General features: G+C 59.9%; 24 protein-coding genes and 1 pseudogene. 8 read left to right on the top strand and 17 right to left on the bottom strand.

What is annotated here, in order from left to right:
• Nucleotides 1–666: 666 nt before the first annotated feature.
• The 5 genes from msrB to KHU30_RS03405 form a co-directional block, all read right to left on the bottom strand.
• Nucleotides 667–1,176: a peptide-methionine (R)-S-oxide reductase MsrB gene (gene msrB, locus KHU30_RS03425; RefSeq protein WP_211441222.1), complete on the bottom strand. Its 510-nt coding sequence runs from the start codon at nt 1,174–1,176 to the stop codon at nt 667–669.
• A 104-nt stretch (nt 1,177–1,280) separates the two neighbouring features.
• The gene (locus KHU30_RS03420; protein ID WP_211441221.1) at nt 1,281–1,754 is read right to left on the bottom strand and encodes a DoxX family protein; all 474 of its coding nucleotides are present in this window, start codon (nt 1,752–1,754) and stop codon (nt 1,281–1,283) included.
• Between the two features lie 33 nt (nt 1,755–1,787).
• A complete protein-coding gene (locus KHU30_RS03415; RefSeq protein WP_211441220.1) occupies nt 1,788–2,540 on the bottom strand; it encodes an HvfC/BufC N-terminal domain-containing protein in 753 nt (250 codons plus the stop codon).
• Entirely contained in the window at nt 2,524–3,372 is an 849-nt protein-coding gene (gene bufB, locus KHU30_RS03410; protein ID WP_211441219.1) for an MNIO family bufferin maturase, read from the bottom strand. Before bufB ends, KHU30_RS03415 begins: the two co-directional genes overlap by 17 nt.
• Nucleotides 3,373–3,393: 21 nt before the next feature.
• Entirely contained in the window at nt 3,394–3,672 is a 279-nt protein-coding gene (locus KHU30_RS03405; RefSeq protein WP_211441218.1) for a BufA1 family periplasmic bufferin-type metallophore, read from the bottom strand.
• Nucleotides 3,673–3,895: 223 nt separating this feature from the next.
• On the opposite strand from KHU30_RS03405, the gene KHU30_RS03400 reads away from it, so the two are divergent.
• From KHU30_RS03400 to KHU30_RS03385, 4 genes are all read left to right on the top strand, one after another.
• Nucleotides 3,896–4,537, top strand: coding sequence for a DUF1109 domain-containing protein (locus KHU30_RS03400; RefSeq protein WP_211441217.1), 642 nt, complete (start codon nt 3,896–3,898; stop codon nt 4,535–4,537).
• Between the two features lie 140 nt (nt 4,538–4,677).
• The gene (locus tag KHU30_RS03395; RefSeq protein ID WP_211441216.1) at nt 4,678–5,250 is read left to right on the top strand and encodes a sigma-70 family RNA polymerase sigma factor; all 573 of its coding nucleotides are present in this window, start codon (nt 4,678–4,680) and stop codon (nt 5,248–5,250) included.
• Nucleotides 5,247–5,888, top strand: a complete 642-nt coding sequence (locus tag KHU30_RS03390; RefSeq protein ID WP_211441215.1) for a DUF1109 domain-containing protein — start codon at nt 5,247–5,249, stop codon at nt 5,886–5,888. Before KHU30_RS03395 ends, KHU30_RS03390 begins: the two co-directional genes overlap by 4 nt.
• A 191-nt stretch (nt 5,889–6,079) precedes the next feature.
• The gene (locus KHU30_RS03385) at nt 6,080–6,709 is read left to right on the top strand and encodes a malonic semialdehyde reductase (RefSeq protein ID WP_211441214.1); all 630 of its coding nucleotides are present in this window, start codon (nt 6,080–6,082) and stop codon (nt 6,707–6,709) included.
• Nucleotides 6,710–6,876: 167 nt separating this feature from the next.
• On the opposite strand, the gene KHU30_RS03380 is transcribed toward KHU30_RS03385, so the two are convergent.
• The 4 genes and pseudogenes from KHU30_RS03380 to KHU30_RS03365 form a co-directional block, all read right to left on the bottom strand.
• Nucleotides 6,877–7,248 (bottom strand): helix-turn-helix domain-containing protein, encoded by a 372-nt coding sequence (locus KHU30_RS03380; protein ID WP_211441213.1) that lies wholly within the window; start codon nt 7,246–7,248, stop codon nt 6,877–6,879.
• 511 nt (nt 7,249–7,759) lie between these two features.
• On the bottom strand, nt 7,760–8,482 hold the full coding sequence (locus KHU30_RS03375) for a formylglycine-generating enzyme family protein (protein WP_230427166.1): 723 nt from the start codon (nt 8,480–8,482) through the stop codon (nt 7,760–7,762).
• A 17-nt stretch (nt 8,483–8,499) separates the two neighbouring features.
• Nucleotides 8,500–9,216 carry an aspartate/glutamate racemase family protein gene (locus KHU30_RS03370; RefSeq protein WP_211441212.1) on the bottom strand — a complete coding sequence of 239 codons (717 nt, stop codon included), beginning with the start codon at nt 9,214–9,216 and terminating at the stop codon, nt 8,500–8,502.
• A 367-nt stretch (nt 9,217–9,583) separates the two neighbouring features.
• Nucleotides 9,584–10,303: pseudogene (locus tag KHU30_RS03365) on the bottom strand (GNAT family N-acetyltransferase); the annotation flags it as partial.
• A gap of 138 nt (nt 10,304–10,441) precedes the next feature.
• Between KHU30_RS03365 and pdxR the strand changes: the two are divergent.
• Nucleotides 10,442–11,926, top strand: coding sequence for a MocR-like pyridoxine biosynthesis transcription factor PdxR (gene pdxR, locus KHU30_RS03360; protein ID WP_211441210.1), 1,485 nt, complete (start codon nt 10,442–10,444; stop codon nt 11,924–11,926).
• Nucleotides 11,927–11,958: 32 nt separating this feature from the next.
• Here the strand turns inward: pdxR and KHU30_RS03355 are convergent, their stop codons facing one another.
• From KHU30_RS03355 to KHU30_RS03330, 6 genes are all read right to left on the bottom strand, one after another.
• Nucleotides 11,959–12,903, bottom strand: a complete 945-nt coding sequence (locus KHU30_RS03355) for an AraC family transcriptional regulator (RefSeq protein WP_211441209.1) — start codon at nt 12,901–12,903, stop codon at nt 11,959–11,961.
• On the bottom strand, nt 12,887–14,332 hold the full coding sequence (locus KHU30_RS03350; RefSeq protein ID WP_211441208.1) for an aldehyde dehydrogenase family protein: 1,446 nt from the start codon (nt 14,330–14,332) through the stop codon (nt 12,887–12,889). The genes KHU30_RS03355 and KHU30_RS03350 overlap by 17 nt, the downstream gene beginning before the upstream one ends.
• 152 nt (nt 14,333–14,484) lie before the next feature.
• Nucleotides 14,485–15,765 (bottom strand): TRAP transporter large permease, encoded by a 1,281-nt coding sequence (locus KHU30_RS03345; protein WP_211441207.1) that lies wholly within the window; start codon nt 15,763–15,765, stop codon nt 14,485–14,487.
• Entirely contained in the window at nt 15,756–16,316 is a 561-nt protein-coding gene (locus KHU30_RS03340; protein ID WP_211441206.1) for a TRAP transporter small permease, read from the bottom strand. Before KHU30_RS03340 ends, KHU30_RS03345 begins: the two co-directional genes overlap by 10 nt.
• 31 nt (nt 16,317–16,347) lie before the next feature.
• Nucleotides 16,348–17,322: a TRAP transporter substrate-binding protein gene (locus KHU30_RS03335; protein ID WP_211441205.1), complete on the bottom strand. Its 975-nt coding sequence runs from the start codon at nt 17,320–17,322 to the stop codon at nt 16,348–16,350.
• 409 nt (nt 17,323–17,731) lie between these two features.
• Entirely contained in the window at nt 17,732–17,884 is a 153-nt protein-coding gene (locus tag KHU30_RS03330; protein ID WP_211441204.1) for a hypothetical protein, read from the bottom strand.
• 313 nt (nt 17,885–18,197) lie between these two features.
• Here KHU30_RS03330 and KHU30_RS03325 point away from each other — a divergent pair, with 313 nt between their 5' ends.
• Together KHU30_RS03325 and KHU30_RS03320 are read left to right on the top strand one after the other, a co-directional pair.
• A complete protein-coding gene (locus KHU30_RS03325; protein WP_211441203.1) occupies nt 18,198–20,018 on the top strand; it encodes a phospholipase D-like domain-containing protein in 1,821 nt (606 codons plus the stop codon).
• 58 nt (nt 20,019–20,076) lie between these two features.
• On the top strand, nt 20,077–20,457 hold the full coding sequence (locus KHU30_RS03320) for a tautomerase family protein (protein ID WP_211441202.1): 381 nt from the start codon (nt 20,077–20,079) through the stop codon (nt 20,455–20,457).
• 67 nt (nt 20,458–20,524) lie between these two features.
• Here the strand turns inward: KHU30_RS03320 and KHU30_RS03315 are convergent, their stop codons facing one another.
• Nucleotides 20,525–21,778, bottom strand: a complete 1,254-nt coding sequence (locus KHU30_RS03315) for a hypothetical protein (protein ID WP_211441201.1) — start codon at nt 21,776–21,778, stop codon at nt 20,525–20,527.
• Between the two features lie 206 nt (nt 21,779–21,984).
• On the bottom strand, nt 21,985–23,139 hold the full coding sequence (locus tag KHU30_RS03310) for a tyrosine-type recombinase/integrase (RefSeq protein ID WP_211441200.1): 1,155 nt from the start codon (nt 23,137–23,139) through the stop codon (nt 21,985–21,987).
• A 222-nt stretch (nt 23,140–23,361) separates the two neighbouring features.
• Between KHU30_RS03310 and KHU30_RS03305 the strand changes: the two genes are divergently transcribed.
• Entirely contained in the window at nt 23,362–24,243 is an 882-nt protein-coding gene (locus KHU30_RS03305) for a DNA-binding protein (protein WP_211441199.1), read from the top strand.
• Nucleotides 24,244–24,254: the final 11 nt, after the last annotated feature.

The raw sequence follows: 24,254 nt of genomic DNA, 5'->3' as shown, positions 1-24,254 counted from the left end.
TGTACGTTGTGACAGGAGCCTTAGGGGTACCGTTATTTACCTAAAAGTGCTGACGTGTACTGAAGGAAAGACGCCGTAGCAGAAGGCGGCGTCGATCGCCATCGTATCGACTTTTAGGTAAGCGCGTTCAAAATTGCTTACCTTTATCAAGTGCCCCTGCGTAAGTGATCCTCCATTCACAAGGGAGAAAAATAATCACCGGTAGATTCTGGAGCTGAAAAAGGAAAACGCCCAGCTAAGGGCGCTCTCGGAAAAGCTGATGCAAACCGGCGACTTCGGGACCTCTTAATGACCCGTTGTGTCTTTAATGCTATATTGCCCATTCGCAAACCAACCTTGGGAGGCTTCATGGAATCAAGCAACACGGAAGCAACAGTCAACGACAGGCTTGTACTGTGGCTGGTGGTTAGCCATACAATCGCTTTTTTGATCGGTGCCGTCATCCATGCCTGGATCACTAGAATCTAGTTCGGCTTCAAAATCTCAACGCTAAACCGCTCCAGCTGGCTGGGTTTCAGTCGTTACCGCCAGCTGGCTACCATATACGGTCGGCAATTCCCCTACCCTCAATTCAATAATCCAAGAAGCCTTTCGGGCCATCACTGAGCCAGCTGCTGACGCTCCAGCTATCGATAGCACCCAAGACAAGAAAATCAAAATCCTTGCTCAGGTTGCGGATTCGGTGAAATTCATCGCGATTCCGTTCATGCAATAACGCAGCCCGGTCGGCTTGGGGCCATCGTCGAAGACGTGGCCGAGATGGCCGCCGCAGCGTTGGCAATGGACTTCTGTGCGCCGCATGCCAAAAGTACTGTCTTCGCGAGTGCGTACAGCGTTCTCCAGCGGCTGCCAGAAACTGGGCCAGCCGGTGTGGCTGTCGAACTTGGCTCTGGAAGAAAATAAAGGGCGGGCGCAGCCGGCGCAGGTAAACACGCCGGCGCCATGCTGTGCATTGAGCGGGCTGCTATACGGACGTTCCGTGGCCTCCTGCCGCAATACAGCGTAACTGCCGGCGCTCAGCAGACTACGCCATTCGGCGTCCGTATGCACGACGTCGAAATGTTCTTGCGTTTCGGCGGCGGTGACGCGGGAAGTCGTTGTGAGCAAGGAGCCCAGCCCGACAGACAAGCCGGCAAACAAGCCGGCGCCCAGAAAAATTCGGCGAGTAGATTTCATCGTTCATCTCCAAGATAAATGCATCTCAACCGGCCTCGCGCAATCGGCGATATGTCCGGAACAGCAATCGACCGCGCTTTGCCCGGCAAATATCGCCAGGGTATTTATTTGATGCCAAGCCAGTTATCCATGGACAGTCCGCCGCCGCCGCGCCCGACAAGATAAAGCAGCAATCCGGCCCAAGACAGATGGATGGGCCAGGCATCCGGATACACGAATACCTCGATCACCAGCGTCATGCCGAGCAGAGCCAGCGCGGCAAAGCGCGTAAACAGGCCGAGCACCAGCAGCAGCGGGAAAAGGTGTTCGGCATAGGCGGCCATATGCGCGGCGATTTCAGGCGGGATCAGCGGAATCTTGTATTCCTCGCGGAACAGGGAGTAAGTGCCTTCCGTTAAAGTCAGGAACCCCGTCACCTTGGTGCGTCCCGACAGGAAAAACATGGCAGCAATGCCGATGCGTGCGATCAGCGCCAGCAAGGAATGACTGACCAGGCCGGAAAGTCTGTCGGCGATGCTGTTCCAGCGGTGGCGCCAGCCGGTTGGGATTGCAGCGGCGGCGATGGCGGATGTGTTCATAGTGATCTCCATGGATGAATGAGTGAGTGGTTGTTATGTTGCGGAAAACGCGCCGGCGGTCATCAGGTGCGCCAGCGTACGCGCCACATCCTGGGCGGGGTCCGCTTGCGCGGCGCGGCTGGCGGCAGTTTCCAGCGGCAGGCCGGCCGCGCAGGCGTCAAGCAGCACGCAGCCTGAAAAATCCAGCGGCTGCCAGCAGACAACGCCATCACGGCGCGTCAGCAAGGCGCCTTCCGCTTGCCAGGCCAGATCGCCGGGCATCTCTTGCTGCGCCCGGTTGACGCTCCAGATGGTGTAAGCCGGATGTTCTGCGAACCACTGCCAGCGCGTGCTGGCCCGAGGCCGCAGGACGGTCTGCGCCAATGCTTGCGGCGCCAGGGCGCTAAGCACCGCGGCGTCGAGCCGGCTGTCATCCGATGCGGCATGAGATTCAATCCAGAATCGGTCCAGCCGGGCGACGCCGGCCAGATAAGGCAGCTCCGCCGCCGGTGGAAATTGCTCTAGGAACTGCGGGAAATCCGCGCCGTACTCCATCATGCTGACGGCGCGCGGCGGCGTCGCCCGCACATACAGCAGCGCGGCGGACCGAAACCATTGCTCGCCTACCAGCCGCTGTACGGTCAGGAAATTTGCCGCCAAGGTATCGATGCAGCCCTTGATCACCGTATTCCGGTAGACCGCAAAGCCGGGTTGCGCGCTCAATGCCGCCAGGTGCGGGCTTGCATCTCCTTCGCCATACAAGGCGCGGATAAAATCATCCTGGAACTGCTTAAGCAGCGCGTTCATGCGATGCTCCTTGCAGATCGAGGATGTCTTGCGCCTGCCCGCGCTCGGCCAGCAGGACGCTGAAATCAGGTAAGCGGTCATCCCGCTCAATCAGCGTGGGACGCGCGCCGATGCGCTCGACCAGGCGGCGGTACAGCTCCCATACCGCCGGCGCTACCGGGGAATCGTGCGAATCGATCAGCAAAGCCGCGCCGATATCGGCATCCGCGCTGTAGCCGGCCAAGTGAATTTCCATGATGGCGGCAGCCGGCAGGCTGTCGATATAGGCAGCGGCATCGAACTGCAGATTGTGGGCGCTGATGAAAATATTGTTGACGTCGGTCAGCAAGCCACAGCCTGTGCGGCGCGTCAGCTCGGTCAGGAAATCGACTTCGCTCCAGGCATGCTGTTCCATGCGCAGGTAATGGGTAGGGTTTTCTACAGCGATGCGGCAACCCAGGGCATCCTGGGTGCGCGCAATATTGGCGGCGATGCGCAGCAGTGCTTCGCCGGTGCGCGGCGCCGGCAGCAGGTCGGGATAGTAATTGCCGTTCCATGCCGACCACGCCAGATGCTCCGACACCAGCGCCGGCTGGAAACGCCGCACCAGCTGCGCCAGCTTGCGCAAGTGCGCCTCATCCGGCGCGGCATCGGCCGCCAGCGACAGCGAGACGCCGTGCAAGGCCAGCGGATGACGCTGGCGGATTGCTTCCAGCCAGGCCAGCCGAGGGCCGCCGGCCACCATGTAGTTTTCCGGATGGACCTCGAACCAGAGGCCGTCCCCGCTGCACTCCAGCGCATCGTCGTAGTGCTGGGGTTTCAGGCCCAAGCCTGCGCCAAGTCGGTTGTCCATGATGAGCCGGCCGCGTCTGCATCAGGCTGGAGTCAGGGAACCCATGCCATGCGGCGTCTTGATGCTGGTGCAGGTGCCGGCCGGGACGTTTTTCCAGGCATTGCCTTGATAATCGACCTTGGCGGTGCCGGCGCAGGTGGTGCCCTCGCCCGCCTTACAGTCGTTCTTGCCGGCGGCTGACACGCCGTAGCATTTTTCCACGGCCGGTTTGGCCGGCGTGGCGTGGTCTTGCGCCATGGCGACGCCGGAAGTCAGGGCTGCCAGGGTAAAAGCGGCGGTAACGAGATTACGTGCATTCATGATGTCTACTCCAGAAAAGGTGAGGTAAAAGAACCGATCGCTTGCACTGGAAACTGTGTTGTGCAAGCGATCTGTCAGGTAATTCGCCAGAGCGCGGCATCCGGTTACAGCGGCGAGCAAAAATAATTGAAAAAAATATTTTTTGCGGCCGCTGTAACCAAAGGCACGGCTGCGACGAATAACTATCCATGCGCGCCCGCGCAAGCCTGTCTGGAGAAACACCATGAATACCCCTGAACTAGTCGCCATGCTGGCGACCGGCGTGCAGCCCGCCGATCCCCATGTACTGGCCAAGCGCTTCGGCATCGCTTTGATCATGGGATTGCTGGGCGCAACCGCCCTGCTGCTGGCGATTTACGGCGTCCGCAGCGACATGCCGCAAATGCTGGCGACGCCGCTGTTCTGGCTGAAAGCGGCATTTCCGCTGGCGGTGCTGCTGGCCGCGCTGCTGATCGCCAGCCGCCTGGCGCGCCCTGGCATGGACAGCAAGCTCGGCTGGCTGATGCTGGCGTTGCCTTTGCTGGCGCTCTGGAGCGCTGCCGCCGGCTTCCTCCTGGCGACGCCGCCGGCGCTGCGGCTGGGCCTGGTGCTCGGCAGCACTTGGCGGATCTGCACCTTGAACATCGTGATCTTGTCCGCGCCGACCTTCTGCGCCGTATTCTGGGCAATGCGCGGCCTGGCGCCAACCCGGCTGCGGCTGGCCGGCGCCGGCGCGGGCTTGCTGGCGGGAGCGCAGGCGGTGCTGGTCTACACCTTGTATTGCATCGAAATGGCGCCGCCGTTCTGGGGCGTATGGTATGCGCTCGGCATGCTGATCCCGACGCTGGCGGGGGCCTGGCTCGGTCCGCGCTGGCTGCGCTGGTAAACGCCGCTACGGCGGTTTCTCTTGTCACAACGGAATAAAGCGGCGACGATGAGCTAATCTCCACTCTTGCCGGTCGCCGCGACGATCGGCAACACAAGCCTCCCTCCGACTGAATTAAGGTTCGTTTTAATCAAAATGCCATGAAGCGAATAAGCGAAACAGAAGCCATGCAGCCGATAGAAGAGCGCTTGAAAATGCTGCTGCTCGCGGGGCTGGACGGCGATGCAGCGGCATACCGCAGCTTCCTGGACGAACTGAGCAGGCGCTTGCGTGCTTTCCTGAGAAAGCGCCTATATCACCTGCAGGACGACGTGGAGGACGTGGTGCAGGAAACCTTGCTGGCGGTGCATAACGGCCGACACACCTTCCGCGCCGACCAGCCCCTGACAGCCTGGGTCTACGCGATTGCCCGCTACAAGCTGAGCGATTTCCTGCGCGCGCGGTCACGCCACGAGGCTTTGAATGAACCGCTCGACGATTACCTGGAGATTTTTACCGCCAGCGACGAACAGCCTGCAGCCGCCAAGCGCGATATCGGCAAATTGCTTGAATTATTGCCGGACCGTCAACGCCTGCCGATCGTGCACGTCAAACTGGAAGGCTTGTCAGTGGCGGAAACGGCACAGCTCACCGGCCTGTCAGAGTCCGCAGTTAAAATAGGCGTGCACCGCGGCCTGAAGGCATTAGCGGCGAAAATCAGAGGTTTGGCATGAAAACAGACGACTTTGTTTCCTTATTGGCGGCCGGCGTAGCGCCGGTGGACCGTCACGCATCTGCCAAAAGCTTCGGCCGCGCGCTGCTGCTGGGCGGCCTGGGCTCTGTCATCCTGACCGTGCTGCTTTACGGCGTGCGGCCGGATATCCACGCCATGCTCGGCACTCCCCTGTTCTGGCTCAAACTGGCCTTCCCGCTTCTGTTGGGCGCTGCCGCCCTGCTGCTGGCTTCACGCCTGGCGCGTCCCGGCCTGGCCGCGGGCCATGCCGGGCCAGCCTTGGCATTGCCGCTGCTGCTGGTGTGGAGCGCCTCCGGATTGATCCTCTGGTCGGCGCCGCCGGAGCTGCGGGCTTCCTTGCTCATGGGCGCGACCTGGCGCAGTTGTCCGTTCAATATTGCGCTGCTGTCGGCGCCCTCGCTGATCGCCGTATTCTGGGCCATGCGCAGGTTGGCGCCGACACGCTTGCGCTTGGCTGGTGCGGCCGCTGGCCTCCTGTCCGGTGCAATCGCCACCGTCGCTTACTGCCTGCACTGTCCGGAAATGGGCGTGCCGTTCTGGGGTGTCTGGTATGTGCTGGGCATGCTGATTCCGACCCTGGTCGGAGCGCTTTGCGGGCCGCGTTTCCTGCGTTGGTAGCAGCACCGCAACCGGAATGATTCCGGTTGCAGGTTGCATGCAGTTTGCAGCCTGATGCGTTAATTTGGACCATGTCCTTCCCCGATTGCTGCCCAACTACAGAATCAGACAGCTATTCCATTTTCATTCCTGCCAACTATACTGGTGTACTGAACGCACCGATCAATCTGACCAACATTGAGGGAAAGACCATGAGCCAGCAATTAAGCGAAGAAGGACTAGACCTGCTGTTTTTTAAAGCCCGCACTCATAATGCGTGGCTGGATAAGCCAGTAAGCGACGATATTCTGCGTCGTCTTTACGATGTAATGAAATGGGGGCCGACCAGCGCCAATTGTTCGCCGGCACGGATTTTGTTCTTGCGGACAGCGGAAGCCAAGGAACGGCTGCGGCCTGCGTTGGCCCCTGGAAATGTGGATAAGACCATGGCGGCGCCGGTCACGGCCATCATTGGTTACGACGGAAAATTCTATGAGCAGTTGCCCAAACTATTCCCGCATGCCGACGCACGCGCCTGGTTTGCCGATACGCCGGAGCTCGCTGGCGTCACGGCGAGGCGCAACAGTTCCCTGCAGGGAGCGTATTTCATGCTGGCGGCACGCGCCCTCGGATTGGATTGCGGACCGATGTCAGGATTCGACCAGGTGAAAGTGGATCACGAGTTTTTCCCCGATGCGACATCGTCGAACTTCGGGTATGAGTATTTCCCGGACAGTCACATTAAAACCAATTTTCTGTGCAATCTGGGTTACGGCGACCCGGACAAGCTGTTCCCGCGCAGCCCTCGCCTCGATTTCGACGAGGCATGCAAACTACTTTGATTGGCGTGCCGTAGTGTGCGTTCCGGGCCGATGTCCGCCCCCTGCTCTTCAACTTGCAGGGGGGGGCGTGACAACGGGTCGGTCAGCAGCATAAAACGGATGCCTTGCAAGACCTGGCGCTTGTTCAGCTTGGGAGTTGCCTCCTGCTTGCACTACAAGGTGCATCATCAGTGGACATCATCGACCTCTCCGGATTTCAGCCACTTCAACACCTCCTCCGGCACTCCTTTCCCGTCACTCACTTTCCGGGCGAAAGCAGCTACAAGATTTCGCTCGTCGACCTGCAACTCGGAAACAGGAACCGCTTTCATCGATTGGGCGAGTGCTGTCTGCAGCTCGTCATATTGTTCCACGCTGATTTTTGGCGCTAGAAAAGCAAGCGCCTGGTCTCCGATCTTGTAACTAAGCGCCTTTTCTCCGAGTTCAATCGAACTCAGGTAAGCAGAGCTCACGGATAAGGATGCGGCCATATCTTTCAGAGCAAGGCCTAGCTCCAATCGAATCTTTCTTACGCATAATCCATATGGCGTTAATTTCATTTTTTTCCTGATTCAATCGTTAAATAACTTAGATCCATTGAGCAAGCTGAATGGTGTGCCGGGCAATTGGCGAAAGTCCGGCTGTTTTTTTGCTCATCGAATTCTTCTTGTCGTCCCTGAAATTCAATTGAGAAATTTCAACAAGACCAGTCTCACGTAATTAAGCCCACAAAGCAGAAATTTTATTCTACTGCATCTATATACCGTTGTATGGCTGTCAAAAAGCACAGGGAGATACGTTTCGCAAGGCGGATCGCAGATTGCATCTCGATGAATCAAGCTTCGCAAAAATTCGCGGCTTGCCGAACCGCATATCCATCGGAGCTGACAACCGGATCCGGCGATCATACCGAGAAACAAGGGGTTCAACTGCCGACAAACAGACAGATCTGTATATTTTACCAGATATGGTTTTCGCCGAATTGCGGCGTATGCGCGCCTAGATTGGGGACGAATTTAATATGGGTTCTCGGCGCATTCTCTACGCCCGCTGTAACGTTGGTGCGCGGGATCACCTGCGGCTGACGTCAAGCGAGCGTGCAACCCGGAAACCCAGATCGTCGATGGCAAATGTGGGATGGCTGCGGCGGCGGTTCGTGGCCAGGCAGCCTCTTTCAAGATCGGACCAGCCACCGCCACGAAACACACGATACGAACCATAGACCTCGGGATCGTATTGATCCGCGCACCACTCCCAAACGTTGCCTAGCGTGTCGTAAAGTCCCCAGTCATTGGGCCGCTTCTGCCCTACTTCGTGCGTACGCTGCGCGGAGTTTTCTCGATACCAGGCGATATCGTCGAGTTCGCCGTACCTGGGGCCGTTTGTTCCGGCGCGGCATGCGTATTCCCACTCGGCTTCGGTCGGCAGGCGATAACCGCGGCTTTCCGCAACAAGAGAGGCTCCCGTTTCGTCATCATGGATTTTGTAGCTGTCGTCAAGGCCTGCAGCCCTTGACAGCAAGTTGCAGAAGCGGACGGCGTCAATCCAGGAGACATTCTCTACCGGACTGCGAGCGCCGGCATATGACGAAGGCCGCAACCCGGTTATCTCTGCATATTGCGCCTGGGTGACGGGATAGCGGCCAATCGCATACGGCGCCAGTTCAACCAGCCATTTGCGGCCGGTTCTGTCATCCCGCATTGCAATAGTCCCCGCGGGGATTTGTACTGTTTGCAGATCGCTTGTTTCTGATGTTTCTGATGTTTCCGATAAATGTGCGATTTTCTTCATCATGGCGGCATGGGCGGGGTTTATTGTTTTGAATGCGACATTACCTGCGCTGCTGTCGCTTTGTGCAAGGCGGCGCGCGCCAGCAACCTGGTAGTGTCCAGCGTTGGCAACGGTGAATTATGGTCGTTGATAATCAGCGGTATCTCTGTGCAGCCAAGGATGACGCTGTCGCAGCCCCGCTCTTTCAGCCCGGCGATGACGCGTTGAAAGCAGGCCACGCTGTCTGCCTTGAAGACGCCGTGCACCAGTTCATCCATGATGATGCGGCCGATCCGCACGCGTTCATCATGGCTGGGTAGCACGCAATCGAGCCCCTTCGCACTCAGAGCGTCCGGGTATACCTGGCTGTCGAGCAGCCAGCGCGTACCGGTGACGCCCACTTTCCTGAAACCCTGCGCGACAGCGGCTTCGGCGGCGACGTCGGCAATATGCAGCCATGGCAACGGAGAGCGCGGCTGGACCAGGGCGAAGGCTTGGTGGATGGTGTTGTCCGGACAGATCAAGAAGTCTGCGCCGGCCGCTGCCAGTTTTTCTGCGGACGACAGCATCAGGCTTGCCACGCCATCGAGGTCGCCGCGTTCCAGGCAATGCACGTATCCGGCCAGCGACGGTGTGTGCATCGACACTTCCGGGTGGGCATACGGCCCGAGCGCCTGAGCGCCCTCTTCACAGATAGTCCGGTAGCAGAGAGCCGCGCCCTCGGCGGAGCAACCGACGATGCCTATATGCAGTGGCATGGATGAACTCTTCCATTTTAGCGATGACGCAAGGCATGAATCTCAGCGAGGCCGCAAATTAGCCGCGAAAGCTGTTCATTCAATGCCTTGCACGACATCTGTTTTTAAAAAACCTGAGCCAAGTCAAGGCCGCATGGCCATCAACAGCGGCACTCTGAATCGTTGTACACAAAATTATTCTACAACGATGGAGACCTCATGATATTCAAATTAAAGCTGCTGCATGCCGCATTGCAGCGGCGAATCCAGCTGCACCGGCTGCAATGTTCCCGGCAGCGGCGGCGGCTCAGGGCACTACGACCTTGGCGCCGGAGGGCGCGGCGCGCAAGCTTTTATAGTAAAACCATGGCGAGCAGCGGAACTAGCCGGCGATGGATTGCACGGCGCGTATCTGCGTCAGGGATAGCCGCTGCTGCCCCTGGGCGTCGAAATTTTCCGGCGCCAGCCACGTTTCAAAGGCCGTGCGCAGCGCCGGCCATTCGCGATCGATGATGGCGAACCAGGCGGTATCGCGGTTGCGCCCCTTGTAGACCACGGCCTGGCGGAATATGCCCTCGAACTGGAAACCGAGCCGCGCGGCCGCCTGGCGCGAAGGTGCGTTCAGGCTGTCGCATTTCCATTCGTAGCGCCGGTAGCCCAGCTCATCGAACACGTGCTTCATCAGCAGGTACTGGGCTTCGCTAGAAACAGGCGTGCGCTTCAAGAGCGGCGAGAACGTGACAAACCCGACTTCGATGACGCCGTTGGCCGGGTCGATCCGCATCAGCGCCAGGGTGCCGACCGCCTTCCCGCTCTGGCGCTCGATGACGGCGTAGTGCAAGGGATCGGTGCTGGCGGCGGCGCGCTCGGCGTATTCGAGGTAGCCGGCGGCATCGGCGAACGGGCCGGTCGACAGATAGGTCCAGTCGCGCTCATCCGCCGCCTGGCTGTAGGCCTCGTACAGCTCTGCCGCATGGCGCTGCGGATCCAGCGCTTCGAGGCGGCAGTAGCGTCCTTCAATCGGCTGGCGCGGCGGCCGCGCGCGCGGGGTCCAGCCGGGTACGGCTGCGCCTATCGGTTGCTGGTACTGGTTCAAGATGCTGGTCATATGCGGTTCCTTGGCTGGTCAAGCCCGGCGTGTGCAGGGCATGTGCTAAAGTACCCGTTTCGTGGCTCCAGAAAAAGTGCCACATCAGGTATATTTCATAGTGCCACGCGATCTCGCTCAAACCCTCCCGCCTTTTCCATGACGACCTCCTCAGTTCTCGTGCCGCAAGCCTTGCTCGAAGCCCCGCTGGACAAAGACCGCGATGCAGCACCCATGCAACGGCAGCTATACCGGCGCATCAAGGAAGCCATCCTGGACGGCGGCCTGATGGCTGGAAGCCGCCTGCCGGGTTCGCGCGCCTTGGCCGAGGCGCTGTCGATTTCACGCAACACGGTAACCGCCGCCTACGATCTGCTTGCCGCCGAAGGGTATGTGCAGCCCGACCGCCAGGGAACCAGGGTCGCGGCCTTGCCGCGGCCGCCGCGGTCGCTTTCTCCGCGCAAAGCACCTGACGCGCCGCCTGCGCCCCTGATCGCGCAACGCCTGACGCGCATCCAGCCAAGTGCGCCGCGCAGCGATGCCTGCGCAATCTTACGCCCGGGAACGCCGGCCTTGCCACATTTTCCGCTGGCGGCCTGGCGCCGCGCGCTTGACCACGCGATCCAGCGCGGCGGCTCAGCAGCCCTGGGCTATGGCGATCCCCTGGGCGAGCCGGCCCTGCGCACCGCCATCGCCCGCCACCTGGGCATGGCGCGCGGCGTGCGTTGCGAGCCGGCCCAGGTGATCATTACCGAGGGCGCGCAGGAAGCACTGCTGCTGTGCGTGCGCCTGCTGAGCAATCCTGGCGATACCGGCTGGATCGAGGATCCGGGCTATCGTGGCGCCAAGGCCGCCATGCATGCGGGCGACCTGCGCATAGTCCCCATGCGGGTCGATGCGGAAGGGCTGGCCGCAACCACAGAGGACTGGACATCGCGGCCGCCGCGCCTGATCTATACCACGCCCTCGCATCAATATCCGGCCGGCGCCGTGCTGGCAGTGGCGCGCCGCCTCGACCTGATTGCGCAGGCGCGCCGCCGCCACGCCTGGATCATCGAAGACGACTACGACAGCGAATTCCGCCATGCCGGCGAATCCATCGGCGCCATGCAGGGGTTGGTGGAGCAAGCGCCGGTGCTGTACGTCGGCACTTTCAGCAAGACCATGTTCCCGTCCTTGCGGCTGGGCTTCCTGGTGCTGCCAGCCGAGCTGCTGGCCGGATTGCAGACGCCGCTGGAAGAAATGCTGCGCGGCGGCCACCGTTACGAACAGCTGGCGCTGGCGGAATTCATCGAAAGCGGCCAGTTCAGCCGCCACCTGGGACGCATGCGGCGCCTCTACCGCGACCGCCAGCAGGCGCTGCGCGAGGCCTTGGGCCGGCACCTGCAAGTGCCGCATGCTATCGAAGGCGGCTATTGCGGCCTGCATCTCACGGTACGGTTGCCGGCGTGTTATCCCGATCGCAAGATCGTGGAGGCAGCCCGGCGCTACGGCATCGCGCCCTCGCCGCTATCGGCTTTCGCGCTGCAGCCGCGTCCCGAAGACAACGGCCTGGTGCTGGGATACGGCAATACGGCGGCGGAACTGTTCGAGCCTCTGGTCAAGCGCCTGTCGCTGCTGGTCCGCGCGGCAGAATTTTCCTAGCTGACAGATTCGGCCGCAAGCCGGCCCAGGCGCTATTGATCCAGCTCATGATGCTTCAGGTACTCCATGTCTTGCAACGGCGAGGCGCCGAACAACCTGCGATATTCCCGGCTGAACTGCGACGGGCTTTCATAGCCCACCTTGAAAGCGACGGTGGCCGCTTCGATGCTGCCGCCCAGGAGCAGCTTGCGCGCTTCCAGCAAGCGTACCTGCTTTTGATATTGCAAAGGACTCATCACGGTGATGGCCTTGAAACGATGATGCAGATTGGACACGCTCATGCTGACCGTCTTGGCCAGCTTCTCGATGTGCATCGGTTCAGCGTAGTTGGTCTTGATCCAGTGGATGGCCTGGTTGACGCCCTTTTCCTGATCGTGAGCCAGCACAGTCTGGGCCAGCAGGCCGCCATTCCTGGCGCTGATGAGGCGAAACAGGATTTCCTGCTTGACCAGCGGCGCCAGGACGGCCAGGTCGCGGGGTTTCTTCAGCAGCCTTGCCAGCCGCAGGAAGGCATCCTGCAGCTCGGCGTCCGCGGCTTCCACATAAGCAGCGGCGCGCGGCTGGGAGTTCTTGGGAACCGCAAGCTTGTGTTCAATGATCTGCGCCGCAATTTCCCGGGCATCCAACGCAATCCTTACCCCCAGGTAGGGCTCGGCAAGCGAGGCGTCCGAGACCTGGCCGGAGACCGGCATATCGATGGCGGAAAGCACATAGCTGCCGCGTCCGTAGTGCGAGATCTCGCTGCCGATGAGGACCTTTTTCTTCCCTTGCAGCACCAGGCACATCGACGGCTCCAGGATGCCCCTGGTGAGTTCGGTCGGACGGGTGAAGCGGATGAACGAGAGATACGGCAGCGCCGTGCGCACATCCCTCTGGGTCTCGGGAACGCCGCCGAAATGACTGAGCGCTTCGTCCCGCAGGAGATCCAGCGCGACGGACGGGAATCCGGGGTTGTCGCCGTTACTGTGTATTTTCATTGCTCGTTTCACCGTGGCCCATGACGGCTTTGGGTTCCAGATAGGCCTCCAGTCCATAGCGGCCAAATTCGCGGCCGATGCCAGACTGCTTGAATCCGCCGAACGGCGCGCGCGGTTCATCGTACATGCCGTTGATGAACACCCGGCCGGCGACGATCTGGGCAGCCACCCGGTTCGCCCGTCCCAGGTCGGACGAACTGACGAACGCATGCAAGCCGTAAATCGTATCGTTTGCCATCTCGATAGCTTCGTCCTCGGTTTTATAGCTAAGGATCACCAGCACCGGCCCGAAAATTTCTTCCTTCGCAATCCGCATATCCATGGTGACGTTGGCGAACACGGTCGGCTTCACAAAGTAGCCGCTTTCGAGACCGGCCGGATGTCCGGGGCCTCCGGTCAGCAATTCCGCGCCTTCTTCTATGCCCAGGCGGATATAGCCTTGCACCCGATCATACTGCGTTTGCGTCACCATCGGCCCGATCGCCGTGGCGCTGTCGCGCGGATTGCCTACCCGCAAAGACTGCATCGCATCTTTCGCCAGGCGCTTGACTTCATCGAGCCGGCTTTCCGGCACGATCAGGCGCGTTCCCGCCATGCAGGCCTGGCCGCTGTTGACCGTCGCCGCTGCCACGGCCAGCGGAATGGCTGTTGCAAGATCGGCATCGTCCAGGATCAGGTTGGGCGATTTGCCGCCCAGCTCCAGCGTGACCCGCTTCATGGTATCCACCGCCCCGCGGGCGATGGTTTTCCCGACCAGCGTCGATCCCGTGAACGAAATCTTGGCGATATCGGGATGGCGAGTCATCTCTGCGCCTACCGTCGCCCCGCGTCCAGTCACGATATTGATCACGCCAGGCGGCAATCCGGCCGTATGCAGGCACTCGGTCAGCAGCTGGGTCTGGAGGGCGCTCAGCTCGCTGGGCTTGATGACGGCAGTGCTGCCGGCGGCAACCGCCATCGCCAGCTTGCTGCAGATGAAGCTGTAGCTGGCGTTCCAGGGCGTAATCAGGCCGACTACGCCCAAGGGTTCCAGCACGACTTTCGAGATGCCGACATGCTGGACGAACTCGAAAGTCTTCAACAGCTCTCTAGCCTGGAGAAAACTGTCGGCCGCGCGCTGCGTGCTCGCCCTGCTGATCCGCAGCGGACCGCCGTATTCTTCAATCATGACCTCCAGCAGTTCCTCCGAGCGTGCCGCCACGGCGTCGTGCAGGCGCTGCAAATACGCCATGCGCTGCTCTTTGCTGGTGCGCGAAAAGCTCTGGTAGGCAGCTTTTGCCGCGGCAATCGCTGCTTGCGCATCCTGCTCGTCAGCCAGCGTAACCCGGGCGATGGCAGCCCGGGTCGACGGATTGACGAGTTCGAGCACTTCCTTGCCGTGAGGTTTAATGAAGCTGCCGTTGATATAAATGTGGTCTACCGTTTTCATGGAATCTCCGCTGATGAGTGAAAGCTTGATTTCATCTTAGGCGGAAGGCCGGAAAACGGGGTAGATCAATGCTGTTCAAGGATTGCCTGATCCTGCCGAAATTGAAAAACCTCTCGACCCTGGAAACACTATCAAAAAGGCAATCTATATCGCTAGTTCAGCAAAGCCGGAATCCACAGCGAAAACCCGGGCACGAAGGTCACCAGCAGCAAGGTCAGCAACAGCGCCAGGTAAAACGGCCAGATGGTGCGCATGATCTGCCCCATGCGGATGCCGCCGATAGTGCAGCCGATGATCTGTGCTGCGCCGATAGGCGGCGCATTCAATCCCAGCGAACAGTTAATCAGCAGCATCATGCCGAACTGCACCGGCCCCATGCCGAAATGCTGGCAGATGGGCAGGAAAATCGGCGTGCAGATCAGGATGTGCGCGGCCATGTCGAGGAAAGTCCCGAACAGCAGCAAGGCCAGGTTGATCAGCAGGAAAATCACGATCGGATTGCTGCTCACCGCCATCAGCGCCGCGCCGACCGTGTCGGCCACGCTGTACAGGCTGATCAGATAGCCGAAGGCGGAGGAAATGCTGATCAGCATCAGGATCACGCCGGTGGTCTTGACCGACTTGACTGCCGCCTTCAGGAAGTTCTCCCAGCTCAGGCTGCGGTACACCAGCGTGGTCAGCAACAGCGCGTAAAACACCGCAATCGCGGCCGATTCCGTGGCGGTGAAGATGCCGGACGTGATGCCGGCGATGATGATCACCACCACCATCAAACCCGGCACCGCGCGCAGGACGCTATGCAAGGCCACCCGCCAGCCGAGGAAGGCACCGGCCGGATAGCCGCGGTGCACAGCCACCAGGTAGGCGACGGCGAGGTTGGCCAGGGTCAGGATCGCGGCCGGCAGCAGCCCGGCCAGGATCAGCGTGGTGATGGAAACGCCGCCGCCAGCCACCAGCGCGTAGATGATGATGTTGTGCGACGTCGGCATCAGCACGCCCACCAGCGAGGAATGGGTGGTGACGTTGACCGCATAGTCGGTGTCGTAGTTCTCCCGTTTCATCATCGGAATCATGACCGCTCCCATGGCCGAGATATCCGCCACCGGCGAGCCGGAAACCCCGCCGAACAAGGTGCAGGCCAGCACATTGGTCATGCCCAGGCCGCCGCGGATATGGCCGACCGCGCTGCGCGCGCACTGGATGATGCGGTCGGCGATGCCGCCGTACAGCATCAGTTCGCCGGCAAAGATGAAGAAAGGAATGGTGAGGAAGGAAAACACGCTCATGCCGGCGATCATGCGCTGGAAAATCACGGCGATCGGCAATCCTTCATAGAAGATGGCGGCAATTGCCGACAGTCCGATGGAAAACGAGATAGGTACGCCCAGCAGCAGCAATACCAGGAAACTGACGGACAGCAGGGTCAATGCCATGATGGAAGTACCTTTGTATGTTGCAGCAAGGCGATGATGTGCTCAACCGAAAACAGGACGATCAGGCATCCGGACAGCATCAGCGGCCAGTAGGTCAAGCCTTGGGAAAGCCCGAGGTTGGGGATCATGTAATCCATGATCTGGCGGCCCAGGATCCAGCCGTTCCAGATCATCAGCAACGCAAACACGATGACCAGCAGATGGATTCCTATCTTCAGCACTACCCTCGCCTTCGGCGGCAAGGCGCCGGTCAGCAGTTCGACGCCCATGTGGCGGTCGTCGCGCACGCAGACGGCGACGCCGATATTGGTCACGTACAGCACCATCAGCAGAGCGAAAGCCTCGGTCCACGAGGGGCTGCTGTTGAGGACATAGCGGCCGAAGATCTGGCCGAACACTGCCAGCGCAATCAGGATCAGGCCGGCTACCGCCAGCCTCATGCACATCAGGGAGAGCCAGGCGTTGCAGCGGGTGAGGAAGGCAAAAGGCGGCAGCAAGGCGGTCGCCGCCTTGCCGTCAATTGCATCCGCCGGGATTTTGGCATTGGTCATAAGCGGTTCCTGGATGGTTTGGAGGGCGCGCTTATTGCGTGTCCTGCATGCGCTTGAGCAAGTCTTTCATGTTCGGCGTAGTGACGAATCTGGCATACACCGGCGCCATGCTCGCCTGGAATTCAGCCTTGTTGGCGGCGGCGATATGCACCCCGGCCTTTTCGGCAATGGCGCGCGAAGAAATTTCCTGCGCGTCCCACAGCTTGCGCATGTAAGGCACGGATGCCTTGGCGCTCTGGCGTATCATTTTCTGGTCATCGGGCGACAGCTTGTCGAAGATCACTTTCGACACCAGCAGTATTTCCGGCGTCATGTCATGCTCGTCCAGCAGCACATACGGAGCTATTTCGAAGTGATGGGCGGTCTGGTAAGTCGGCCAGTTGTTTTCGGCGCCGTCGACGATGCCGCTCTTGATGCCGGTGTAGACCTCGGAAGTCGCCATCGGCGTCGCATTGGCATGCAGCGCCTGCAGCATGGCCACCGACAATTCAGACTGCGGCACGCGGATCTTCATGCCTTTCAGGTCAGCCAGGTTCCTGACCGGCTTCTTGGTATAGAAAAAGCGCGCGCCGGAATCGTAGAACGCCAGGCCGACCAGGCCGTGGGCCTCGCAAGAACGCAGGATTTCATCGCCGATCGGGCCGTCCAGCACGTGCCGCATATGTTCCTTGCTGCGGAACACGAACGGCAAGGAAGGCAGCATCGTTTCCGGACAGATGGCGTTGAGCACGCTGGCATGGGTACGGGTAAATTCAATCGCCCCCAGCTTGACCTGCTCGACCGTGTCCGGCTCGCTGCCCAATTGGCTGTTCGGATACACCTTGATGCTGTATTTGCCCTGGCTGCGCTGCTTCATCAGGTCGGACATGTAGTTGACGGCGACGACGGTCGGATAATCGGCCGGCTGGACATCGGCGTCGCGGAACTCCCTGGCATGGCCCGGCACAGCGCTCAGCGCCAGCGACGCCACACAGGCGGCGCACAGCATGGAAATAGCTTGCTTCATTGGTTTGTCTCCTGGTTTTTATGTATTCACAACCGCTGGCTGATCCACGGTAAAAGCGATTTAGTGATACGTTATCGTACAACGTTAGTTTCAGCGGTGCAATCACTTAAATATTGGCATCGCCAATTTCCTGAATTCCTGGTCAGACGGAGCCAGGATTATTCAACACGAAATGCCTCAATGCCAAGATCGTCACTCAGCTTGTATGACGTCGCATAACATCGATACTAATTATTTTGCGTCGAAGAAAGCCGTGACATCCGTTATTCCGCCATGATCGGTTTTTTCCGTTGCTGGCCATACGCACGGACGGCTGCTGAGACGGCAAACAATCTTCAAGTGAAATATTAAAAGTAAAATATCATCGTTGACGTATAAATGAATTAAATCATATAGTTATAGATTATTTTTAATAATTTACATGAATATGTTCGTTGATCCACTGCTGCCCCGCCCGGGGTTCGGCCAGACCGAACAACCGCCCGCCTGCAGCCTGGGCGCACCGACCCGGCAGCGACTTGCCATCGATTTGAATCGCCGGATCGATGATGCCGATCCGCATCACCTTCTGAGCTGAGCTGCCAGCCGGCAACGCTCATCTTGCGGCACGATTCCGGCAGCATGGCGCCGGGACGCCAGCTTGCAACTCCCCTCACCCGCATCCGCACCCGCACCCGCTGGCTTAAAGCGGGACATGCTTCCGTGCGCCATTTATTTCCAATTCAGCAAGTCATTGCACTGTAATAATTTCCCGTTAGTATTTTTCAATGCTTTTTGAATTGAGTGGAAGGCAACACGCAGAAACTCATCCGTCGTCAAACGCGGCGCTTGCGGCGCCCGTTCATCAGGTGCTCAACTGAACCAGGAGAGTCGTAATGGCGTCTGTCACAGAGCAATCGAAGCTGCTGTCCGTTACCGCCCACATCGGGGATTGCAAGACCCTGCTGGCATTCGATCTTTTCGATGCGCAAAGCGCCGTCAATCTGGCGGGTTTCACCATCCAGTGCCAGCCCGATGGCCTGCCGCCCTACTACCTGTACAACACCCTGCAGTTCGAGACCCCCGCCAGCCACGCCCAGGATCCGCACGAACCGCCGAATTCAAGCGTGAACGCGCCGGTGCACAAGTTCCGCTGGCTGCATGTTCCGGGCTCCAATCATCAGGGCACGGATCCGTTCTTCGGCGAGTACACCTATACCGTTACCCCGCGCTATTTTGACGACAAGCAGTCGCTGATCGCTCTCGACCCCGCGCAGGGAGTCGCGCTCAAGGTCTATGTGGGGCCGTTTGCAAAGAACAAGTTCAAGCTCGGCTTTACGCGCGGCTACACGCAGTCGCAGGCGTTTACCCACCATTTCGGCGTCAACGCCCTGATCCGCCCGAAGAACGAGGAGCTGCTGTTCGATACCGCGCAGGTGTCCGGCAGCGACTCCTCCGGTGCGCATTACACTTTTGCCGATGAATACGCCTGGCTGGGGCTGACGGCGCGCACGCAGATTTTTGCGCTGCTCAACGAGGTGCTGCAGGATCCGTCCCAATATCTCGATGTGTTCGCCTACGACCTCAACGAACCGGACATCTGCAAGATCCTGCTGGAGCTGGCCAGGCAAGGCCGCGTGCGCATCATCCTGGACAATGCGGCGCTTCATCACTCGGCGGCAAAGCCCACGCCCGAGGACCAGTTCGAGGCGCAGTTCCGGGCGCTGGCCAAAAGCCCAGCCGGCATCCTGCGCGGCCATTTCAAGCGCTACGCCCATGACAAGGTGTTCGTCAGCTTCAACAAGGACAGCGCGCTGAAGGTGCTGACCGGCTCGACCAATTTCTCGGTCACTGGCCTGTACGTCAATTCCAACCATGTGCTGGTATTCGACGACGCGGCCGTCGCCGCCGAATACGGGCAGTTGTTCGAAACGGTATGGCAAGGCGGCGTCAAGCTCACGCCCTACCTGCAATCGCCATTTTCCTCGGCCACCTTCTCGGTGCCGCAGGGCGCGTCGCCCGAGGCCGACATCACTTTCGCCCCGCATACGGCCGAGTTCGTCACCAAGAATCTGGGCGATATCGCCACCCGCATCCAGCAGGAAGGGTCGAAATCGGCAAAACAGGCCAGCGTGCTGTTTGCCGTCATGGAAATCGACAACGGCACCAGCCCGGTCTACACCGCCCTGAAGAACCTGCATGCCGATGAGCATATCTTCAGCTACGGCATTTCAGACAGCAGCAGCGGCATTGCGCTGTATGCCCCGGGCAAGAAGACCGGCGTGCTGGTGACCGGCAAGCCAGGAAAGACGATTCTGCCGCCGCCATTCGACCAGGTGCGCAGCATCGGCGGCATCGGCCACCAGATCCATCACAAGTTCGTGGTATGCGACTTCAACGGCAGCGATCCTGTGGTTTACTGCGGCTCGTCCAACCTCGCCCTGGGCGGCGAGCAGGCCAATGGCGACAACCTGCTGGCGATCTACGATGGCGATGTCGCCACGGCGTTCGCGATAGAAGCGGTGGGATTGGTCGATCATTTCCAGTTCCTCGACCGGATGGCTAGCGTGGCGCCGCCGGCAGCGGCTAAAATGCCTGTATCCAAGCAACAGGCTGCGGTTGCCGCGGGCTGGTTCTTGTCTACCACGGATAACTGGGCCAAGCCCTATTTCAATCCTGACGATTTTCACTACACCGATCGCTTGCTGTTTGCCTGAACAGACGGCGGCGGCTGTGGCGCTGTAGCCAGGATCCATAACCTTTCAAGGAGCCCGCATGCCGCTCGTCACAATCACCGTCCGCAAACCGAAATCCGCTGAATTCAAGGCCGGCGTTCTCGATGCAGTGCACGCCGCGCTGGTTTCAAGCGGCGTGCCGGCGACCGATAAATTCCAGCGCGTCCTGGAACTCGACGCCGAGGACTTCCGCTACGATCCCGGCTATCCGGACCTGACATCGGCGCGTAGCGAGAATTTCGTCCTGATCGAAATCCTCTGGTCGGTCGGACGCAACGTCAAGATCAAGCGCAAACTGCTGGAAGAGCTCATGGCTACCCTGGCCGGCCAGGGCCTGGACACCGAACAAGTGATGGTGTGTTTCAAGGAGACCGCCTGGGAAAACTGGTCGTTTGGCGGCGGCCGCCTGATTCACGTGTAGCTGGCAGCGCTGGACAGGCAGCTGGCCGGAATGCCCGGTGCTCAGCCTGCCAGCTCAGCGCAGGCGATCAACTGCCGCTGGCTTGCGCGGGTTTGACATAGCGCCGGTTTTTCACCCACAGGAAACGCGAAAACTGGTCGATCCGGCCAGTCGCCTTGCCGATGGTGAAGTCCGCGGCAACCATGTTCTGATACTGCTGCGGCAAAAACTCGGCCAGGAACAGGTAGCCGCTTCTGACGGTGGTGGTCGGGGCGCTGTTGCCGGCGCCGTCGCTGCCGTTGATTCTTCCCGCATAGTCCCGCGGCCCGCGCGTCACCACATCCACAAAGGTATTAGCGAACCTGGTCATCTCGGCGCTGGTGATTGCGTAGCGGCCGGTGGCATAGGCACGGTAGAAACCGGCGATGTCGAGACTGCCATGGTTGTTGTCTTCGCCGCTTTTGTCGGGCAAGGTATAGCCCCAGTCATAGACGTCGTTGCCCTTCTTGCTCTTGTACGAAGTCACGCCTGTAGCAAAAAAGGAAGCAATGCTGGCGCCGACAATCGCATTGTATTTGGCGGCGCGGGACGGATCGTCGCCGAGGATCTCGTGGCAGGCTGCCAGGTTCTGCAAGGCGTAGTTGAACATCATCTGCTGGTTCCATGGCACCGGCAGGCCCGACTTGTAGGGCGACGCGTCGGAAAAATAGTACAGGTTATTGCGGGTCAGGTTGAGCAGGGATTTGAAAATGTGGCGGTCCAGGCTGTAGTCCGCTTCCGTCACATATTTTTTTGCCCGGCTGTAGTAGTCGGCGCCGTAGTTTTTCGGATCGCCGCTGCCGACCTTCAGGTGCCAGATCGACGGCGTAGCCAGGATCAGCCTGGCGCAATAGCCGAGGTGCCCGACCGGGTCGCCCTGCTCGCCGCCGGTGCCGATCGGCGCCGTTGTCACATCGTTGGGCCAGACCGGATCTATCCTGCCGGTCCAGATCTTGTGCTGGCCGACCGGCGCCGGCGCCAGGTCGTTGCGCTCGGACAGCACGCTGTCGCAAAACACCAGCATCTTGTCGAGGATGGCGCGGTCGCCGTTGATTTCGTAGACCAGCCCCATCGCCTTGGTCTGCTCGCCGCTGGCGCCCTGGGCCCACTGGTTGCCGATGTTGTCCGTCGCCGGAACCAGTGTCTGGATATACGCCTTGAAGGAATTGATCTCCCTGCCGGTAACCGGGCCGCTGAAACTATCAACCACCATGCCGGCGCTGGCAGCGGGATTTGCGGCATTGCTTGCCACAGGAAAAATCGCGGCGCATGCAAGCAGGCCGGACAGTATGTTTTTCAGCATCGATTGTTTTCTCCGATTGTCAGCCCGGATCAGCACGACGCCGGCCAACGGGCCGGTTGCCGCTGCCGGACTGGATTCAGCTTGAGCTGCCCGCAGCGGGATGCGCCCAATAGATATTTCCAAAATACAATATTATAACAACACAAATATTGCTCAATGGAATTTTTTATGGAATGCCCGCAGGAGCAGCGATGCCCTCTTTCCGCTTAGCGTTTGCGCGCAAACGAGCCTATCAATTCATCGTGGCGCTCCTTATCGCTCTTGTGTAGGTAGATCGCAGTGGTCGAAATGTTGGCGTGGCCCGCCGTATCCTGCAGCGCCTTCAGCGAAACATCGTTGTTGGCGTGCATGGTCAGCATGGTATGCCGCAGCCAGTGCGCGGATGCCTGGCGCAAGGCCGATGCGCTATCCGGTTCGCCGGCCGCTTCGGCCAGGACTGCGGCGGCGGAAAACAAGGACTTCATGGCATTGGCAGCGGCCTCGCCGGTGATCGGGACCGGCGCCTGTCCGCGGCTGGACAGCGCCAGCGGCGTGGCATCGTCGCGCGCCGCATGGGCCGGCAGCCCAAACGCGGTACGATACTCGCGAAACGCCGCCAGCATGTCCGGCGCCACCGGCAGCCTGCGCGGCTTCGCGCCTTTGCCGACGACATCCAGCCACCAGCGCCCGTCTCCCTCGGTATACATCGCGCCCATTCTTGCCTCGGTCAGCTCGGACAGCCTGGCGCCGGTGGTGATATAGCCGAGCAGCAAAAAGCGGTCGCGCGCCCTGGCTTTCGCCTTGGCGAGAGTGGTTGCGGGCAGCTCATCCATCGCCGCGTATACATAAACTATGGCTTGGGCGCTCAAATAGCGCGTGACCCGCGCATCGCGCGCCGTCTTGACATTCTTGACCAGGGCGCCGGCGTTGCGCCGCAGATATCCTGCGTTCTTGGCAAACTCCAGCAAGGCTTTCACTACGCGGAAGGCCTGCCGCACGCTCGGCTCGGACAGCGGCCCGGAAAACGGCCGCCAGCGCGCATCTTCGCGCGGCCACTTGGTGACCGAGATCCAGGTTTCCTCCGGCTGCGGGTCTTTCAGGAAAGCCTTGTAGGCGATCAAGTCTTCGATATGCAGCTGGTACAGCATTTTGCCGTGATGCTGGCACCACAATAGAAAGCGCCCCAGGTCTTTCTTCGCGCTCTTGATCGAATTTTCGGAGAGTTCGCTGCTGTACAGGAAGGCGCGCGCCAATTCGGAGTCCGAACGCGCCGCCACCAGCGGCTCGGTCTCGCCGCTGCCGGCAAACAGGTCCAGGGTCAGCGCCGGAGCTTTAACGTTCCTGTCCGGCCGTTCCAGGTCTATTACTGCGAAGTGATCCATAAGCTGTTAACCGTTGCGGCGTTCAATAAAGGATGAAAACGGAATCTTCTCGGGAGATTGGGCAGAATATCACGATAGTTTATTTAATCGAGATTATTAACGTAATCTCGATTAAATATATAGATACGTAATTTCAATTACTTTTAATTTACGTAATTATTATTACTTTATTGCGATTTTTTAGTAAAATCCCAGCATTAAGATCCCTTTCAAGGAAAAAACATGTCCGAACGCCAGAATCTCAGCTGGACTGCCTGCGATACGCTCGCCGCCCAGGGCAAAAAGCCTTCCATCGGCCTGGTGCGCGAATGGACGATTGCCACCACCGGCGCCAAGAAAGGATCCGACGGCGACGTGCAAAAGGACATCAACGAGTGGTATGCCGACCTGCTCAAGCTGAAACGGGACAAGGGGGTCGCCGGACTGCCCGACGCCGTAGCCACCCTCACCCGCGAGCTATGGCGCTACGCCGTGGAGTCGGCCAACGACACGCTCGCCGCCGAGCGCACTGCACTTGCCGGAGAAAAGGCGGAAGCGGAAAAACTGATCGACCTGGCGCAGGAAGACACGCTGGCCGCCATCGACATCGCCAACGAACTGAAGGGGAAGCTGACCATCGCCAACGCCGACCTGCTAGGCCGCGACCAGCAGATCAAGCGCCTGGAGCAGGCATTGGCGGAACAGCGCGCCACGCTGCAGGCAAAAGACGAGCGCATCGCCGGCCTGGCTGCCGAACTGAGCCGCAAGGCTGAGGAGCATGCGGGCGGACAGGCCGAACTGGATGGACTGCGCAAGCACAGCTTGCTGGAAATCGACAGGGCGCGCGCCGAATCACGGCAATGGAAAGCCGAGTTCACGCGCATCGAGGCCGAAAGCAAATCCGCCGCGCACGCCTATCGCGAAAAGATATCGACGCTCGACAGCGAATTGTCGGGCGCAAAGGGCCGGCTGGGCGCTGTCGAGGAATCGCTGGCAGCCGCGAACAGGCGCGTGGAAATCGTGGAGGCAGAGTTGTCTGCCGCAAAGCCGCTCAATAGCGACGCCAGGCTGCGCGCCGGCAGCAGCAGGAAACCTGGCGCAGGCAGGCTTGTCCGGCGGCGCTGATGTTAAAACCG

This window comes from Collimonas humicola (genome assembly GCF_018304945.1).
Classification (GTDB): Bacteria; Pseudomonadota; Gammaproteobacteria; order Burkholderiales; family Burkholderiaceae_D; genus Collimonas; species Collimonas humicola.
The sequence above is the reverse complement of the archived record's forward strand: the minus strand, read 5'-3'. Positions and strand labels throughout refer to the sequence as shown.